The sequence below is a fragment of the Pseudomonas sp. BF-R-26 genome (genome assembly GCF_019947395.1).
GTDB lineage: Bacteria > Pseudomonadota > Gammaproteobacteria > Pseudomonadales > Pseudomonadaceae > Aquipseudomonas > Aquipseudomonas farris.
In genome coordinates, this window is the sequence record NZ_JAGYGK010000010.1 from 107890 (window position 1) to 125456 (window position 17567).

17 protein-coding genes are annotated in these 17567 nt (G+C 60.1%); 11 read left to right on the forward strand and 6 right to left on the reverse strand.

Annotated elements, in window-relative coordinates; all coding sequences use genetic code 11:
* Window positions 1–170 precede the first annotated feature (170 nt).
* Window positions 171–1067: a helix-turn-helix domain-containing protein gene (locus tag KGB18_RS16670; RefSeq protein WP_123719327.1), complete on the forward strand. Its 897-nt coding sequence runs from the start codon at window positions 171–173 to the stop codon at window positions 1065–1067.
* Window positions 1068–1231: 164 nt separating this feature from the next.
* Here KGB18_RS16670 and KGB18_RS16675 read toward each other — a convergent pair whose 3' ends face one another.
* Together KGB18_RS16675 and KGB18_RS16680 are read right to left on the reverse strand one after the other, a co-directional pair.
* Entirely contained in the window at window positions 1232–1408 is a 177-nt protein-coding gene (locus tag KGB18_RS16675; RefSeq protein ID WP_167344819.1) for a hypothetical protein, read from the reverse strand.
* A 218-nt stretch (window positions 1409–1626) separates the two neighbouring features.
* Window positions 1627–2532: a LysR family transcriptional regulator gene (locus KGB18_RS16680; protein WP_222839662.1), complete on the reverse strand. Its 906-nt coding sequence runs from the start codon at window positions 2530–2532 to the stop codon at window positions 1627–1629.
* 114 nt (window positions 2533–2646) lie between these two features.
* Between KGB18_RS16680 and KGB18_RS16685 the strand changes: the two genes are divergently transcribed.
* Window positions 2647–3528, forward strand: coding sequence for an MBL fold metallo-hydrolase (locus KGB18_RS16685; protein ID WP_223570251.1), 882 nt, complete (start codon window positions 2647–2649; stop codon window positions 3526–3528).
* Between the two features lie 217 nt (window positions 3529–3745).
* A complete protein-coding gene (locus KGB18_RS16690) occupies window positions 3746–4360 on the forward strand; it encodes an NAD(P)-dependent oxidoreductase (RefSeq protein WP_223570252.1) in 615 nt (204 codons plus the stop codon).
* A 146-nt stretch (window positions 4361–4506) separates the two neighbouring features.
* Here the strand turns inward: KGB18_RS16690 and KGB18_RS16695 are convergent, their stop codons facing one another.
* Entirely contained in the window at window positions 4507–5388 is an 882-nt protein-coding gene (locus tag KGB18_RS16695) for a LysR substrate-binding domain-containing protein (RefSeq protein ID WP_223570253.1), read from the reverse strand.
* 159 nt (window positions 5389–5547) lie between these two features.
* Here KGB18_RS16695 and KGB18_RS16700 point away from each other — a divergent pair, with 159 nt between their 5' ends.
* The 6 genes from KGB18_RS16700 to KGB18_RS16725 all read left to right on the forward strand — a co-directional run bounded on the left by KGB18_RS16700 (window position 5548) and on the right by KGB18_RS16725 (window position 12981).
* Window positions 5548–7185: a 5-guanidino-2-oxopentanoate decarboxylase gene (locus KGB18_RS16700; RefSeq protein WP_123719320.1), complete on the forward strand. Its 1638-nt coding sequence runs from the start codon at window positions 5548–5550 to the stop codon at window positions 7183–7185.
* On the forward strand, window positions 7182–8642 hold the full coding sequence (locus tag KGB18_RS16705) for an aldehyde dehydrogenase family protein (protein WP_123719319.1): 1461 nt from the start codon (window positions 7182–7184) through the stop codon (window positions 8640–8642). The genes KGB18_RS16700 and KGB18_RS16705 overlap by 4 nt, the downstream gene beginning before the upstream one ends.
* Window positions 8643–8860: 218 nt before the next feature.
* On the forward strand, window positions 8861–9964 hold the full coding sequence (locus KGB18_RS16710) for an ABC transporter substrate-binding protein (RefSeq protein WP_007898368.1): 1104 nt from the start codon (window positions 8861–8863) through the stop codon (window positions 9962–9964).
* Window positions 9965–10156: 192 nt separating this feature from the next.
* Window positions 10157–11065 (forward strand): ABC transporter permease, encoded by a 909-nt coding sequence (locus KGB18_RS16715; protein ID WP_052967302.1) that lies wholly within the window; start codon window positions 10157–10159, stop codon window positions 11063–11065.
* A complete protein-coding gene (locus KGB18_RS16720; RefSeq protein WP_123719318.1) occupies window positions 11062–11910 on the forward strand; it encodes an ABC transporter permease in 849 nt (282 codons plus the stop codon). Before KGB18_RS16715 ends, KGB18_RS16720 begins: the two co-directional genes overlap by 4 nt.
* Window positions 11911–11925: 15 nt before the next feature.
* Entirely contained in the window at window positions 11926–12981 is a 1056-nt protein-coding gene (locus KGB18_RS16725; protein WP_052967300.1) for an ABC transporter ATP-binding protein, read from the forward strand.
* 131 nt (window positions 12982–13112) lie between these two features.
* On the opposite strand, the gene KGB18_RS16730 is transcribed toward KGB18_RS16725, so the two are convergent.
* Window positions 13113–14042: an AraC family transcriptional regulator gene (locus KGB18_RS16730; protein ID WP_052967299.1), complete on the reverse strand. Its 930-nt coding sequence runs from the start codon at window positions 14040–14042 to the stop codon at window positions 13113–13115.
* Between the two features lie 335 nt (window positions 14043–14377).
* Between KGB18_RS16730 and KGB18_RS16735 the strand changes: the two genes are divergently transcribed.
* Together KGB18_RS16735 and KGB18_RS16740 are read left to right on the forward strand one after the other, a co-directional pair.
* Entirely contained in the window at window positions 14378–14731 is a 354-nt protein-coding gene (locus tag KGB18_RS16735) for an antibiotic biosynthesis monooxygenase family protein (protein WP_123719317.1), read from the forward strand.
* A 41-nt stretch (window positions 14732–14772) separates the two neighbouring features.
* Window positions 14773–15003 carry a hypothetical protein gene (locus KGB18_RS16740; protein WP_030128151.1) on the forward strand — a complete coding sequence of 77 codons (231 nt, stop codon included), beginning with the start codon at window positions 14773–14775 and terminating at the stop codon, window positions 15001–15003.
* On the opposite strand, the gene KGB18_RS16745 is transcribed toward KGB18_RS16740, so the two are convergent.
* Together KGB18_RS16745 and KGB18_RS16750 are read right to left on the reverse strand one after the other, a co-directional pair.
* Window positions 15004–15633, reverse strand: coding sequence for a flavin reductase family protein (locus KGB18_RS16745; protein ID WP_018926552.1), 630 nt, complete (start codon window positions 15631–15633; stop codon window positions 15004–15006).
* Window positions 15634–16016: 383 nt separating this feature from the next.
* Entirely contained in the window at window positions 16017–17336 is a 1320-nt protein-coding gene (locus KGB18_RS16750) for an MFS transporter (protein ID WP_123719316.1), read from the reverse strand.
* Between the last annotated feature and the right edge of the window lie 231 nt (window positions 17337–17567).

Sequence of the window (17567 nt, forward strand, 5' to 3'; positions counted from 1 at the left end):
GACTCGCAAGCTCCACACGGCCAAGACCGGTGAATGATTTTTATGGATCGAGTACTTGCATTTTTCACTTGCGAGTCTGTCAATTGAAGGGGAAAACTGAGCCGATACCTGTACATTCTGCCAATCGGTGCGATTATCGCCCCGTTACTCTCGAGGCCTGGATTGAAGTGATGAACAAGCCTGACCTGCCATCGATTCCGGTGTTCAAACTCTACGGTGAAAGCCTGGACTGGCCGACCCCTGACTTATTGCACTGTGAAACCATTTCCAAACGCAGCCGCGAACATCAATGGGAAATCAAACCCCACCGCCACGCCGATTTGTGTCAGTTACTCTTCGTTTTCAAAGGTCAGGCAGAGCTTGAAATCGAAGGCAAACGCTCACAATTGACCGAGCCGGCAATCCTGATTCTGCCGCCGTTATCGGTGCATGGTTATCGGTTTTCCGAGGACGTCGAGGGTTTCGTCGTCACGCTGGCCGCGCCGCTGATCGCCCACCTGCAAGCACAACTGGGCAATTCGGTGAACGCTCTGGCACAGGCCGAAAGCTACCCGGCGGGCAAGGACAGCGAGTACCTCAACAGCCTGTTTTCAGCGCTGCAAAGCGAGTACACCGGCCATCAACCGGCGCGGGAAATGCTCATGCATTCGCTGGTCAGCGTGATCATGGTGTGGATCAGCCGTCAGGTGATTCAGCGTCAAACCGCCACCCAGCGTCCGCAGCGGGCCCGGGAATACCTCAACGGCTTTATTCAACTGGTGGAAGAGACCTATCGCCAGCACGTCAAGGTCGAGGACCTGGCTCATCGGCTGGGGATTTCCGTGTCCCACCTCAACGGCACATGCCGTGAACTGGCGGGGCAACCGGCGTTGCAGATCATGCATGAGCGTCAGTTGCTGGAGGCCAAGCGCTTGCTGACCTACACCAGCATGACCATTTATGAAATGTCCGATGTGTTGGGGTTTTCCGATCCAACCAACTTCACACGCCTGTTCAGGCGTCGCGTGGGGATTTCGCCCAAGGCTTTTCGCGACCGCTTGAAGGCCGATCAGGACAACGACGCCTGAACCTTGTGGCGAGGGAGCTTGCTCCCGTTCGGCTGCGAAGCAGTCGTAAATTTCGTTGAGTTCAGTTTCTCAGAAGTTATCCAATCGCAGGTTTTGGGGCCGCTTCGCCGCCCAACGGGGGCAAGCCCCCTCGCCACAAAAGCCCCCTCGCCACAGGGTGTTCGTTACCGGAGGGCGTTGAGGGTCGCGTTGTGGGGAATGCAGCGCTCGAAGTTGCAACTCGCGTATTCACGGGGAACTTGTCGCAACTGCTCGACACGCCAGGCGGCTGTGCCATACAGCGCCAATGTCGCCGCGCAAGTGATGAAAATGGCGAGGTATCTTTTTGTTTTGATGTTCATGGCGTTGACCTCTGAACGAATACCTTTCGGTACTGCTTTGAGCATAGGTCAGCGCCGGTGAGTTGCCAGCAAAGCCGCTTTCGCGGTTAACGCGATATTCAGAACATTGATATCCCCCTGTGGGAGCGAGCTTGCCCGCGATAGCGGACTGTCAGTCAGCATCTTTGTTCAATGTGACGACGCCATCGCAGGCAAGCCAGCTCCCACAGGGGAGGTGTTTACAGCCCCACATCCCACTCCGGTTCTTCCGGAAATCTAAGCACCAGAAAATCCAGCATGCTGCGCAACGCTGCCGGCATGTGTTTGCGTGAGGCATACACCGCATAGATGTTCAGCTGCCGGGGCTTGGCCTGGGGCAACAGGCGGATCAGTTCGCCGCTGTGGATATGCACGCCGGCCAGGTAACTGGGCAGCATCACCACGCCAGCCCCGGCCATCGTCGCGCGCAACAGCGTGCTGGCTTCGTTGGCGCTGATGTTGCCCTGCACCGGCACCGAGACGGGCTCGCCGTCCTGTTCGAAATGCCAGAGGCTCTTGCCGAAGTAGGAATGGGTCAGGCAGTTGTGCAGGCTGAGGTCCTCGACCCGTTGCGGTGTCGGGTGCTCACGCAGGTACGCGGGGGAAGCGCAGATCACCGAGCGGCAGACCGTCAGCCGCCGGGCGATCAGGTTCGGGTCCAGGTCGTTGCTGGTGCGGATGGCCAGGTCAATACGTTCATCCACCAGGTTCACCGTGCGGTCGAGCATTTGCATATCGATGCTGACGCCGGGGTAGCGTTTGACGTAGGCCGCCATGGCGTCCGCCAGTTGCGCTTGGCCGAATGAGGTGCTGACGCTGATCCGCAACAGGCCTCGCGGTGCGTCGTCCGGTTCGCTGACGGCGGCTTGCATGTCGGTGGACAAATCGAGCATCTGCCGACAGCGAGGCAGGATCTCACTGCCGGCGGCGGTCAGACTCAATTTGCGCGTGGTGCGATGCATCAGGCGCGCGCCGACCCAATCCTCCAACTCCGCCAGATAGCGTGAAACCACCGGCCGTGACAGGTCCAGGTGATCGGCGGCGGCCGATTGGCTGCCCAGGTCCACCACCGTGACGAACACCCGCATTGCTTGTAGACGATCCATGATTTGCCCGCTTTCAGAAACAAACTATGTTCAAGCATCGCATTTTTTGTATCGAACCAGGCAACTAAGCTCTGTCCCATCGCCAAGCATGGCATTCGGACAACGGAGCAACAGATGATCGGCTTCACTTCAATCAAACGCATTCTTCTGGCCACCGCCACGCTCGGCTTCGCGGCCCATGCAGCTGCGGCGTCTACCCTGACGCTGGACGTCTACAACCCAGGCACCAACGCGATCTTCCCGGTGACCTCGGTGCTGGTCAGTGGCGAGAAGGAAGCGATTCTGGTGGACGCGCAATTCGGCAAAGCCCAGGCCGAACAAGTGGTGGAAAAAATCCGCGCCAGCGGCAAGCAACTGACCACCATCTACATCAGCCACGGTGACCCGGATTACTACTTCGGCCTCGACACCGTCACCCAAGCGTTCCCGAAAGCCAAAGTGCTGGCTTCGCAACCGACTGTTGATCACATCAAAAAAACCGTCGACGGCAAACTGGCGTTCTGGGGCCCGAAAATGGGCGCTGACGTACCGAACAAAACCATCGTGCCGCAGGTGCTCAAGGGCGATAGCCTGATGCTGGAAGGGCAGAAATTGCAGGTGATCGGCCTGGACGGCAAGCAGCCGGATCGCAGCTTTGTGTGGATCCCGTCGATCAAGGCTGTGGTCGGTGGCGTGGTTGTCGCCGAAAACATTCATGTATGGATGGCCGACACCCAGACCCCGCAATCCCATGCCGATTGGCTGACGACGCTGCATGCGATTGAAGCGCTGAAGCCGAAAACCATCGTGCCGGGTCACTACCTCGGTGAGAGCGCGCGTTCTCTGGCGGCGGTGCAATTCACCGCCGATTACATCAAGGCTTTCGACGAAGAAACCGCCAAGGCGAAAGATGCTGCCGAGCTGATCGCCGCGATGAAAAAACGCTACCCGACCCTGGGCGAAGAAAGCTCGCTGGAGCTGAGCGCCAAAGTCGCCAAGGGCGAGATGAAGTGGTAATCCGCTGCAGCTGAAACTGCTTACCTGTGGCGAGGAGCTTTGTGGCGAGGGGGCTTGCCCCCGTTGGAGTGCGAAGCGCTCCCCTACATTCTTCCCGCTGCACCGCATGCTCAGGTTTTACGACTGCTTCGCAGCCGAACGGGGGCAAGCCCCCTCGCCACACTGATCAATGCAAACCAAGTAACTTCGCCTACACCCAAACCAACTGGAGAACGTCATGAGTAACATCGCAATCATCGGTGCCACCGGTCGTGCCGGTAGCCAACTGTTGGAAGAAGCCCTGCGTCGCGGTCACAGCGTCACTGCCATCGCCCGCGACACCTCGAAAATCGCGCCGCGTGCCGGTGTGGTGAGCAAAAACGTAGACGTGCTCGACGCTGCTGCATTGCAAGCCGCCGTGGCCGGGCATGATGCGGTGATCAGCGCCGCGCATTTCTCCACCATCCCTGCCAGCGCGATTATCGAGCCGGTGAAGAAGGCCGGGGTCAAGCGTCTGCTGGTGGTCGGCGGTGCCGGTTCGCTGTTGCTGCCGAATGGCTCTCGGGTGATCGACAGCGAAGGTTTCCCGGAGGAATACAAGGCCGAGGCCAGCGCCGGTGCCGCGTTCCTGAATACTTTGCGTCAGGAAAAGGACCTGGACTGGACCTTCCTGTCGCCGTCGGCAGAGTTTGTCGAAGGTGAGCGCACCAGCACGTTTCGGGTCGGCAAGGATGACTTGCTGGTGAGTGCCGAAGGCCGTAGCTGGATTACCTTTGCTGACTTTGCGATTGCGCTGATCGATGAAGTGGAAACGCAGAAGCATTCCCGCCAGCGGTTTACTGTCGGGTATTGAGTTCACTGATCACTTGTGGGAGCGAGCCTGCTCGCGAAGGCGGACTTACATTCAACATTGATGTCGACTGTACGGCCTTTATCGCGGGCAAGCCCGCTCCCACAGGACAGTGGATTCCTGTGGGAGCGGGCTTGCCCGCGAAGGGCTCAACGCGATTGAGCCTGCTCCACCAACCACCCCATCAATTCGCGCAACTTCGGCGAAGGCTCCGGTTTTTCGGGGAACACCAAGTAATACGCCAACCCTGTTTTCACCTTCAAGTCAAAGGGCATGACCAGCCGTCCGGCACTCAGGTCATCGCCGATCAACGACCAATCGCCAATCGCAACCCCCGTTCCCTGAGACGCCATCGACATCGCCAGGTCCAGGGTTTCGAAATGCTGACCTTTGCCGACATTGCTCAGCCGAATATCCGCAACCTTCAGCCAGGCATTCCAGTCCCGTTCATCGCGGGTGGGGTGCAGCAACAAGTGTTGCTGCAGATCGGCCGGTGTCTGCAAAGCCATCGGCCCTTCAAGCATCGGTCGGGAACACACGGGCGTCAGTTGCTCATCGAACAGATGCCGGGAGGCCAGTGAGCTGTTCGGCGGCGCGCCATACATCACCGCCGCATCGAACTGCTCGCGATGAAAATCCACGCCGTGTTTCACCGTGGTCGTCAATTCCACCGGTACATCCGGGCGTTCCTTTTGCCACTGCAACAGGCGTGGCAACAGCCAGCGCATCACGCAGGTCGGGGCTTTCAGTTGCAGGGTTTCGCGCTTCTCGCCGATCTGCTCCACCGCCTCGTCGATCAGGCCGAAAATCTGCTGCACCCGTGGCAGCCATTCCCGTCCTTCGGCGGTCAGGCTCAAGCCCCGCGCCTGGCGAATGAACAGCTCATAACCCAGATGATCTTCCAGCCCGGCGATCTGCCGGCTCACCGCGCCTTGGGTGATGTGCAATTGTTCGGCGGCCCGGGTGAAGTTGCAGCACTGCGCGGTGATCAGAAAAGTGTGCAGCGCCGGCAGGGGAGGCAATCGTTTCATTGGGATCCAAGGTATGACGTGAGGACATGGCTAGTATGACTTTTTATCCATTGTTGCGGCTACGTGTCGCCCGTTCCAATGAGGCCATCCCTGGACCTGCCAACCCATCATAAACACTGCGCAGGCCCGGCGTCTCAAACGAACAAAAAGGGCAAAGACATGGCGACGTGCGGCGAAGTATTGGTCAAGTTACTCGAAGATTACGGGGTCGAGCAGGTGTTCGGCATTCCCGGGGTGCATACCGTGGAGCTGTATCGCGGGCTGGCCCGTTCGAGCATCAACCACGTCACTCCGCGTCACGAACAGGGCGCCGGTTTCATGGCCGACGGTTATGCGCGCACCAGCGGCAAACCGGGTGTGTGCTTCATCATCACCGGCCCTGGCATGACCAACATCACCACCGCCATGGGCCAGGCTTACGCCGACTCGATCCCGATGCTGGTGATCTCCAGCGTGCAATCGCGCAGCCAATTGGGCGGCGGTCGCGGCAAGCTGCATGAACTACCAAACCAGAGCGCACTGGTCGGCGGCGTGGCAGCGTTCTCCCACACCTTGATGTCGGCAGCTGAATTGCCGGGCGTGTTGGCCCGTGCCTTCGCGCTGTTCCAGGCTGGCCGTCCGCGTCCGGTACACATCGAAATCCCGTTGGACGTGTTGGTCGAAGAGGCCGATGACTTGCTCGCCAGCGTGCCGGTGAACATCGACCGCGCCGGTGCTTCGCCAAGCGCGATCAGCCGCATGACCGACTGGCTGGCCGGTGCCAAGCGCCCGTTGATTCTCGCCGGTGGCGGCGCCATCGATGCCGCGGCTGAATTGACCGAACTGGCGGAACTGCTGGATGCACCGGTGGCCCTGACCATCAATGCCAAAGGCATGCTTGAGTCCAGCCACCCGCTGCTGATCGGTTCGACCCAGAGCCTGGTAGCCACCCGCGCGCTGGTCGCCGAGGCCGATGTGGTGCTGGCCATCGGCACCGAACTGGCCGAAACCGATTACGACGTCACCTTCGCTGGCGGCTTCGACATTCCCGGCGTGCTGCTGCGCGTGGACATCGACCCCGACCAGACCGTGCGTAATTACCCGCCGAAAGTCGCGTTGGTGGCCGATTCGCGCAACGCCGCTCAGGCCTTGCTGAGTGCGCTGTCCCACAAGTCGCTGGCCGAGCGTCGCAACGATTGGGGCCAGGTGCGTGCCGCGCGTTTGCGCGATGAACTGGCTGCGACCTGGGACGCCCCGACGCTGGCCCAGACTCGCTTCCTGGAAACCGTTTTGCACGAATTGCCGAACGCGGTTTTTGTCGGCGATTCGACCCAACCGGTGTACACCGGCAACCTCACATTCAACCCGGAACGCCCGCGCCGCTGGTTCAACTCGTCCACCGGTTACGGCACCCTCGGTTACGCCTTGCCGGCAGCGATTGGTGCCTGGCTTGGTGGCAGCATCGAAGGCGGCGCACGGCCTCCGGTGGTGTGCCTGATCGGCGACGGTGGTCTGCAATTCACCCTGCCGGAACTGGCCAGTGCGGTGGAAGCACGCACCCCGGTGATCGTCCTGTTGTGGAATAACCAGGGCTACGAAGAGATCAAGAAATACATGGTCAACCGCGACATCGAGCCGGTTGGCGTGGACATCTACACCCCGGACTTCATTGGTGTGGCCAAGGCTCTGGGCTGCGCGGCCGAGGCGGTCAGCGGTGTCGAAGAACTGCGCAGTGCATTGCGTCTTGCCACCGATCGCCAGGGTCCGACCCTGATTGAAATCGATCAGACCCAGTGGATGAAGGCGGTGTCGAAATGAGTTCTTCTACAACGTTCCCGACCACGCTTGATGGCCTGTACATCGACGGCCAATGGTCGGCAGGCAACGAACATTTGCGCGTGATCAATCCGGCGACCGAAGCACTGCTGACAACCGTCAACGGCGGCGATGAACACGCTGTCGATCAGGCCGTCACGGCGGCGACCAACGCTTTCAAAGCGTGGTCGAAAACCACCGGTACCGAGCGCGGGGCGATCCTGCGCAAAATCGCCGCAGGCGTGCAGGCCGGTCGCGAACAGTTGATGAAATTGCAGTCGAGCAACAACGGCAAACCGCTGTTCGAAGCGGCCATTGATGTCGACGATGTAATCGCCACGTTCGAGTATTACGCCGATCTGGCCGAAGGCCTGGACGCGAAGCAGGACAGCGCCGTGGCGTTGCCGAGCGACGATTTCAGCGCCCGTTTGCGCCGCGAGCCGTGCGGTGTGGTGGGGCTGATCGTGCCGTGGAATTTCCCGATGGTCACCACCGCCTGGAAACTCGCCCCGGCCCTGGCCGCCGGTTGCTGCGTGGTGCTCAAACCGTCGGAAGTGACGCCGCTGCCGGAGCTGGAACTGGCGACGATTATTGCCGAAGCCGGTCTGCCAAACGGTGTGTTCAATCTGGTCTGCGGCACGGGCCTGGCCGTCGGCGCGCCGCTGTCGGCTGATCCGCGCATCGCCAAGATTTCCTTCACCGGCAGCAACGCGGTCGGTGTCCAGGTCATGCAGCGCGCAGCAGAAACCGTGAAGGGTGTGAGCCTGGAATTGGGCGGCAAATCTTCGCTGCTGGTACTCGCCGATGCTGATATCGAATTGGCGGTCGAAGTGGCCTGTGGCGGCGGTTTCTTCAATGCCGGGCAGATGTGTTCCGCCACCAGCCGCGTGTTGGTTGCCGATGAACTTGCGGATAAATTTGTAGCGCGATTGAAGGCGCGCGCCGAAGCCATTCGCGTGGCCGACCCGTTCGACCCGAACGTGGAAATGGGCGCACTGGTCAATCAGGCGCAATACCAACGCGTGCTGGGCCACATCGATCGTGGTTTGAGCGCTGGGGCGAAGCTGATCTGCGGCGGTAATCGCCCGGCAGACCTGCCACGCGGCTATTTTTTGCAGCCGACCATTTTCATCGACGTGCCCCTCGACAGTGCGCTGTGGTGCGAAGAGATTTTCGGCCCGGTGATCTGCGTGCGCAGTTTCAGCTCTGAAGCCGAGGCGATTACCCTGGCCAATGACAGCCAGTTCGGCCTGGTGGCCAGCGTGGTCACTCGTGACAGCGAGGCTGCGGATCGCGTCGCCAACGCTTTGCAGGCGGGGCTTGTGTGGATCAACGCGCCGCAAGTGATCTTCCCGCAGACCGCCTGGGGTGGCTACAAACAGAGCAGCATCGGCCGCGAATTGGGGCCGTGGGGCTTGCAGGCTTTCCAGGAAATCAAACACGTGATTCGGGCCGTCTGACAGCACGAAAAAGGTGAGCGCATGCCTCGCGATGAGGCATGCGCCAGCGTCATGGCTTCAATGAGTTTTTATCGATAGTCAGGTGTTTTGCACGACCTCAGGATGAACCCGCTGGCATCGCCAAGGCCCATTGAAACCGGGGGCTTGAAGCTGATCTGGCCGCGCGGATGCAACGGTTGCGACCAACCTCATACTTAAAAAAACAAAGGGAGTCCTTCATGGGCGAGCACGATCTGAACAGACGTCAATTCATCAAAACCGTGGGCGTGGCGTCCGTGGCTGCGGCGGCCATGAGCATGCCGTTCATCAAGGCCAATGCCAGCGATACGCGCTTCCAGGGCAAGACCCTGCGTTTGCTGACCTGGTCCGATGACACCGGCCTCGCGGCACTGCGCAACATCGCGGCAACCTTCGAAGCCAAGTACGGCTGCAAGGTCATCGCTGACCGCACCGGCAGCACCTCGGAAATGGTCGCCAAACTCAAGGCCGGCGGTGATCGTCCGCAGTACGACATCATCACTCTGGCCGGCGTCGGCGCCGAAGGTCTGGCCGCCGCCAACCTGCTGGAAAAACCCGATCTCAACCGCATCCCTAACCTGATCGACGTGCCGGAGCAATACCGCACCGGCGCCAACGGTCACGGCATCGGTTACCTGCTGTGGTGCAACAGCCTGGTCTACAGCACCCGCACCATCAAAGAAGCGCCGGACAGCTACGCCGCCCTGTGGGACGCAGAACTGTCGCCGAACATCTTCCTGCCGCCACCGAACTGGACCGAGGCCATGGACCTGATCATCATCGCCGCCAAACTGGCCGGTGGTGACGAACACAACATCGAGCCGGGCTTCAAGAAACTCGCCGAGCTGAAAGATCGCGTCGTGACCTTGGGCGAAAACCCGAACCAGATTGCCGAGCTGTTCCGCACCGGTTCCCTGGACATGGGCGGCTTGTACGCGCCGGCGTTTTTCCCGAAACAGATTCGCGATCCGGCCTACGGCCTGGGCGCCACGTTCGGCATGAAGGAAGGCTTCTACACCGACCTGATGTTGTCGGTGATGCCGAAGAATCGCCCGGGCGATATCGACCTGGCCTACGCCTTCATCAACCACTCTCTGGACCCGCTGGTGCAGGGCAAGATGGCCGAAGACATCTACAACGGCCCGGTCAACGCCAAGGCGATCATCTCCGCCGAAGCGCGCAAGAGCCCCTACATCCTCACGCCGGAGCAGATTGCCGAGAAGGCGATCATGCACGACAACGCCTTCCTGGCCACCGTGCATGACCAATGGATTCGTCGTTACACGGAAATCTTTTCTTCCTGATCGAGTGGCGAACACAGTTCTTTAGAACACTGCAAAACACTGTGGGAGCGGGCTTGCCCGCGATGACGGCCTCCCTGTCGATAATGATGTGACTGACAGATTGCTATCGCGGGCAAGCCCGCTCCCACAGGGTTCACGGTGGTTTCGAAGGTTGTGCTCGCTCAGCTGCTTTCCATTGACGAGACCCTTGCTATGGAACACCAACCTCTGACCCATCCGGTAAGCGCCGCACCCGTGCGCATAAATCGGGGTGTCTCACCTACGGCGCGTGCCTGGTTTTTCCTCTCGCCGTCGATGCTGTTTCTCGGCGTGCTGATTGCCGCCAGCCTGCTGGTGCTGCGCATGAGCGTCGGCACCAAAGGCGCGGAGTGGACCGGGTTCAGCCTGGCCAGTTACGCCCAATTGCTGGAACCCTATTACCTCAAATCGTTGCTGCTGACGTTGCGCCTGGCGCTGATCAGCGCGGTGATTGCGGTGCTGCTGGCGATCCCGGTGGCTTACACCATGTCACGGCTGACCTCGCCATTTGTGCGGCGGATCTTCCTCGCGGCGGTGCTGCTGCCGTTGTTGGTCAACCTGTTGCTGCAAAGCTACGGCTGGCTGGTGATCCTCGGGCCGGGCGGGATGCTCAATCAGGCGCTGATGGGCCTGGGCCTGATCAAGCGCCCGATCATGCTGCTCTACAACCAGAATGGCGTGTTGATGGGCCTGGTGCAAACCGCGTTCCCGTTGGCCGTGCTGCCGATTGCCAGCGCCATGCGCGGCGTCGCCCGCACTTACGAAGAAGCCGCTGCCACCCTCGGCGCCAGTCGCTTGCAGGTGTTTCGCCAGGTGGTGTTGCCGATGAGCTTGCCGGGGATTATCACTGGCGCGACGTTGGTGTTCGCCTACAACGCCAGCAGTTTTGTGGTGCCGCTGCTGCTCGGTGGTCGGCGCGTGCCGATGCTGGCGGTGATGGTGCATGACCAGATCGCTCCGCTGATGAACTGGCCCGCTGCGTCTGCTGCTGGTGTGGTGCTGATCGTTACCACCCTGGCGATCATGACCTTGTCCGAATACATCACTGGCCGTCGTCGGCGCATGCTGGAGGCTTCCCAATGAGCACCCTGATCAAGAAGCGCCACTCGCTGCTGCCAGGCGATACCGGCAAGTTCGCCGGCATCCTGTCGGGCTTCATTCTGCTGCTGGCGGTGCTGCCGATTTTGACCATGATCGTCATGTCGTTCAGCGGTGCGTCGAACCTCGACTTCCCGCCCAGCAGCTATAGCCTGCAATGGTACAAGGCTGCCTGGAACACCTTCGTGTCACCAGACTCCAGCGATGTGTTGAGCCTCGGCAAAGCCATGACCACCAGTTTGATGGTGGCCTGTCTGACCATGATTTTCGCGACAATCATCGCGGTGCCGGCAGCCTACGCCCTGACCCGTTGCGAGTTCCGTGGCAAGTCCGTGGCGCTGCAATTGATGTCGCTGCCACTGGTGTTCCCGATGGTGGTGTTGGGTCTGGCTTTGCTGCTGGTGTTCGACAGCCTGCCATTCCACATCACCACCTCGCGATTGGTAATTGCCCACGTGATTCTGGCGCTGCCGTTCGTGGTGAAAAACTGCACCGCGGCAATGCTCTCCATCGGCAGCGAAGTCGAAGAGGCCGCGCAAATGCTCGGCGCTTCACCGACTCGGGCGATTGTCGATGTGGTGGTGCCGTTGATGAAATCAGGGATTCTGGCGGGCATGCTGCTGGCGTTCATCGTCTCGTTCAACGAATTCACCGTGACCTATTTCCTCTACACCATCGACGTCATGACCGTGCCGATCTGGATGTACAGCCGCACCGTGTCTTCGCTCGACCCTACCGTTTTCTCGTTTGCCGTGCTGATCGTGCTGATCGACTTCGTCCTCATTTGGGCGTTGGAGAAGCTGGTCGGTGAAGGTGGCGTTTCGTTCTGATTCTTGAGGTGCAACATGACTGGTCTGATTCTGGAAAACGTCGAGAAACATTACGGCTCGGCCTGCGCGGTAAAGGATGTGAACCTGCATTTGCCTGAGGGCAAACTGGTGTGTTTTCTCGGCCCTTCGGGCTGCGGTAAAACCACCTTGCTGCGGATGATCGCCGGGCTTGAAACCCTGACCGGTGGCGAGATTCGCCTGGACGGTGAAGACATCGGCCATACGCCGGCGCACCAGCGCAATTTCGGTATGGTGTTTCAATCGCTGGCGCTGTTTCCGCACATGACGGTGGGGGAGAACATCGCCTATCCGCTGAAACTGCGCGGGGTCAGCAAGGCTGATCAACAGGCACGGGTGGTGGAGTTGCTGGAGCTGATTCAGCTGCAGGAAATGATTGATCGCCCGGTGGCGAAACTCTCCGGCGGTCAGCGTCAACGCGTGGCGATTGCCCGGGCGATTGCCTCGCGGCCGAAAATCCTTCTGCTCGACGAACCGCTGTCGGCGCTGGACGCCAAGCTGCGTGAGTCGATGCAGGTGGAAATCCGTCAGCTGCAACAGCGTTTGAACATCACCACCATCATGGTCACCCACGACCAGCGCGAAGCCATGACCATGGCCGACATCGTGGTGGTACTGGGTGAGCATCGGGTGCAGCAGGTGGGTACGCCGATTGAAATCTATCGGCATCCGGCCAATGAATTCGTCGCGGACTTTATCGGTTCGGGGAACATTTTCCCGGCCACGGCGCTGGGCAACGGCAAAGTCAGCTTACCCGGTGGCGATGCGCTGCAAGTGCCAATTTGCAGCAGCATTGTGGTGGGGGAGAAGGTGAAAATGCTGATTCGCCCGGAAGACCTGCAACTGTCGCAGCCCCAGGCCACGGCAGGGAATCGGTTGCTCGGGAAGGTGACGTTTGTGCGGGATATCGGGGCGACGATTGAAACGACTGTTGAGTGTTCCGGGGTGTCGTTTACCGCGTTGAGCACGCCGTGTCAGGGGGTTGGGTTGAGCATTGGCAATCCGGTGTCGGTGACGTTGCCGGCGGAGGCGTGCCGCGTGTTGAGCGCCTGATCCAGATTTGATGTTGGCCTTTCTGGCCTCATCGCGGGCAAGCCCGCTCCCACATTGGATCGGTGTACACCACCCCCTGTGGAAGCGGGCTTGCCCGCGATGGGGCCATCAGCCACACAACAAATGTCAGATCAAACCGACAACCGCAACCGCGCCAAATCCCGGAGCGGCGGCGCGCCAAACAATCGGCTGTACTCCCGGCTGAACTGCGAAGGGCTTTCATACCCCACCCGATAACCCGCCGCCGAAGCCTCCAATCCTTCGGCCAGCATCAACCGCCGCGCCTCTTGCAGGCGCAACTGCTTCTGATACTGCAGCGGACTCATCGCCGTCATTGCCTTGAACCGGTGATGCAATGTCGACACGCTCAGGTTCACTTCCCGCGCCAGATCATCGATGCGCAGCGGTTGCTCATAATTGCCGTTGAGCCATTTGATCGCCTGGCTGATGCGATGGCTCTGGCTGTTGGCGATGGCAATTTCATACAGCCGATGACCCTGCTGGCTGCGCAACAGCCGATACAGAATCTCTCGACGAATCAGCGGCGCCAGCATGGCGATGTCTTTAGGTGTGTCCAGCAAACGTGCCAGACGCAGCACGGCATCGAGCATTGCCGTGTCGATCTGCTCGACATACAGGCCACGGCCAGTAGGCCGTGTGGGTACGCCGATGGGGCCGGCGTCGGCAATCAACGCGCTGATTTCCGCCGGGTCGATGTCCAGCCGCACGGCGAGGATCGGCTCCTCGGGCGAGACATTCACCACCCGCCCGCTCAAAGGCATCGAGACCGAGACCACCAGATAATTCAGCGGGTCGTAATTGAAGTATTCATCCGCCAGCCGCACTTCCTTGCGCCCCTGGGCCATGATGCACAGGGCCGGTTGCGCCAGCACCGGGGCGAAGTCGTGGTTTTGACTGTGGCGCGACATGAACAGCGAACCGACGGCGGTGGCATAAGTGCCATCCTCCATCGTGTTACGGCGGATGAGGGCGGCCAGTTCCGCGCGCTGTTTTTCCATGTCGGCATCCAGCGGGACTTGAAAATGATCGAGCGACGACATGCAGGGCATCCTCGGTGACGCGTTGGTAATGGGCTGAGCTTAAATTTGTGCAAGGGACAGCGGTAGACACATCCTGCCAAAAGCTTGCCTGATTCTGCACGAGGTAAATACGCGAGGCTGCTATGGCAGGTCAGCGCCGGGAAAACTTGCTTGAAAGTCGTGTTGCAGCGATGTGACAGTGGTTTACATGTTGTTACAGACGTTTTTTGCAGCCGCGCAGGATTGTGCAACAAGCCGGCAGGAATCGACTAACGACGACCAGGGCGCGCCGCCTAATCTTGGATCCTGTCGCAGCCCGTCCCTGGCTGCCACTGAATGACCTGGGAGGGTTGAACATGTCTACGCAAATCCCCGTCAGTCATATGGCCTTCGTCCGCGCCCGCGCCGGGCGTTCGGCAGAACTCGGTGCGCGCTTGAGCGCCCTGATCGAGCCATCGCGCAACGCGCCGGGTTGCCTGAGCTTTGCCCTGCAGCACTCGCAATGCGATCCGGAGCTGTGGCTGGTGTCCGGTTTCTGGGACAACCAACAGGCCATGACCGCTTACTTCGGCAGCCCGTCGATGCAGATTTTTGCCGAGCTGGTGCAGGAACTGGTGGTCAATAGCCTGGATTTCCATACCTTCAAGGATGTCTCGGCGGCCCAGGCCCTTGGCCAGTCCAAGGCAGCGGTACACAAACTCGCCGGTTGAGGGTTTAATGGCGCAACTCTCCATTAGCCAGGATCCGCGACATGGCACGCAAAGCCTTTGAACACTTCGAAGCCGTTTCAGCAGTAGTACCGGGCGAGGGCGGTTACCACGCCGCGATTGCCGTCAAAGCCCTCGGCGGTTCCGGTGCCCCGCGTTTTCACAAAGTGCTGGAAAGCCAGACCTTCAAGACCGCTCATGAAGCCGACGAGGCCGCGGCCAAAGAGCTGACCCGCCTCAAAGACGTTAAAGAAGACGCCGACCTGCTCTGGTAATTACTTGACCGCCCCGGGGCGGAACATCTTGAACAATGCCTCTGGCCCCAGCTGAAAGTAATCCGCCGGCCCGCCGCCGCGCAGAATCGGTTCTGCCGCGGCGGTGTCGTACACCCCATCCTTCAACAGCCACTTGGCGATGTGCACGGCGACCACTTCGCCGAGAATCAGCCAGCTCGGCACCACTTCCTTGTTTGCGCGCTGCAACTGAATGATCTGCGTGACCTTGCACTCAAAGGACACCGGGCTTTCGGCAACCCGTGGCACCTGAATGATTTTCGACGCAGCGGTGGTCAGCCCGGACAGTTCGAACTCATTGACCTCCGGCCCGACCATGGCGCAGCTCTGATTCATCTGCTCGGCCAGTGGGCGGGTCGCCAGGTTCCAGGCGAATTCGCCGGTCTGCTCGATGTTGTTCAGGCTGTCTTTGCGCCCGACGCTGGAGAACCCAATGATCGGCGGAATGTAGTTGAAGGCGTTGAAAAAGCTGTAGGGCGCCAGGTTCAGGCGACCATTGGCGTCCTGGGAGGAAATCCAGCCGATAGGGCGCGGGCCGACGATGGCGTTGAACGGGTCATGCGGTAGGCCGTGGCCGTTGGCGGGTTCGTAGAAGTGGATGTCGTCGGGCATACAGTGAATTCCTGGAGCGTTCGGGAGGTGATCATGGTGCAAGGGCCCGCGGCATATTTCCAGCCCATCCTCGATCACTGTGGGAGCGGGCTTGCCCGCGATAGCGGTTTAACAGTCAACACAGATGTTGAATGTTATGGCCTCATCGCGGGCAAGCCCGCTCCCACAGGTTTTTGTGTGCTTCCCCAGAAATGACTAAGCCCGGCGAAGGCCGGGTTGTGGTGTTGCGTTCAGGGATCAGTTGGTGCGGGCAGAGTCATCTTGAGACCGAGTCGCGGCCATCGCGAGCAGGCTCGCTCCCACATTGGATCTGCGTACACCAGACCTTTGTGGGAGCGAGCCTGCTCGCGATGAGGCCAAAACAGCCACCATCAATGAAACTGTCAGTCCGTCTCGATCCGCGAATGCTTGCGGGTGTCTTTCATGGTCACGTACACCAGCAACGACACCGCGATGCATGCCGTGACATACCAGTAGTAACCGGTTTCCATGCCGATGCTCTTGAACCACAGCGCGATGTATTCAGCGGTGCCGCCGAAGATCGACACGGTCAGTGCGTACGGCAGGCCGACGCCCAGCGCACGGATTTCGGTCGGGAACAGTTCGGCTTTGACTACCGCGTTGATCGAGGTGTAGCCGCTGACGATGATCAGCGCCGCCATGATCAGGAAGAACGCGCCCCACCAGGTCTGGACGGTGTGCAGGGTGGTCAGGATCGGTACGGTGAACAGTGTCCCGAGAATACCGAAGGCGATCAGAATCGGCCGACGACCGACTTTATCCGACAGCCCACCGATGATCGGTTGCAGGCACATGAACAGGAACAGCGTGGCTGCGGAAATCGTGGTGGAGTCGGAGATGCTCATGCCGACGGTGTTCACCAGGTATTTCTGCATGTACGTGGTGTAGGTGTAGAACGCCAGCGTGCCGCCCATGGTCAGGCCGACCACGGTCATCAGTTCCTTCGGATGGCGCATCAAGGTGCGCATCGCGCTTTCCTTGGCTTTCTCTTTCTTGGTGAACGACTCGGTTTCTTCCATGCCACGACGCAGGTAGAGCGCGACCACGGCACACAGCGCGCCGATGGCGAACGGAATGCGCCAGCCCCAGGCGTACAGCTCTTCAGTGGTCAGGGTCTGTTGCAGCACGATCAGCACTGCCAAAGCGATGAGCTGGCCGGAGATCAGGGTCACGTACTGGAAGCTGGAGTAGAAGCCGCGACGATCCTTGGTCGCCATCTCGCTGAGGTAAGTCGCCGAGGTGCCGTACTCGCCACCGACCGACAGGCCTTGCAGCAAACGGGCGAAAATCAGCAGGATCGGTGCGCCGATACCAATGGTTTCATAACCCGGGCTCAGGGCGATCAGCAGCGAGCCGAAACACATCAGGTACACCGAAGCCATCAGCGCTTTCTTGCGACCGGCCTTGTCGGCGTAGAGACCCATCAACCAGCCACCGATCGGGCGCATCAGGAAGCCCACGGCGAAGATCGCGGCGGTGTTGAGCAGTTGTGCGGTGGTGTCGCCTTTGGGGAAGAAGGCTTTGGCGAAGTACAGGGAGAAGGCGGCGTAGACGTACCAGTCGTACCACTCGACCATGTTGCCGACAGAGCCGCTGAAGATCGATTTGATCCGGCTAGCGGTGGTTCTTTCTTTAGCCGGCGCGGCAGCCGACCCAAGAGGCAGGGCGTTAGAGTTATCCATTGAAGGATCCTTCGTTTAATTGTTTTTGTGGAGCGCGTTAAAACGCAGCCTGCTGGAGCTATAGCAGGAGCTGTGCCAAGGAGAGGAGGGCCGGTTTAGAGGGGGTAGCTGGATTTATTGAGCGGAAATCCGCTTATTCAGGGGCGGGCGCGAGCGGAAAACCGCTTATAGGGTCATGGGTTTCTTTGCCTGTGCCGGCCTCATCGCGGGCAAGCCCGCTCCCACAATGAT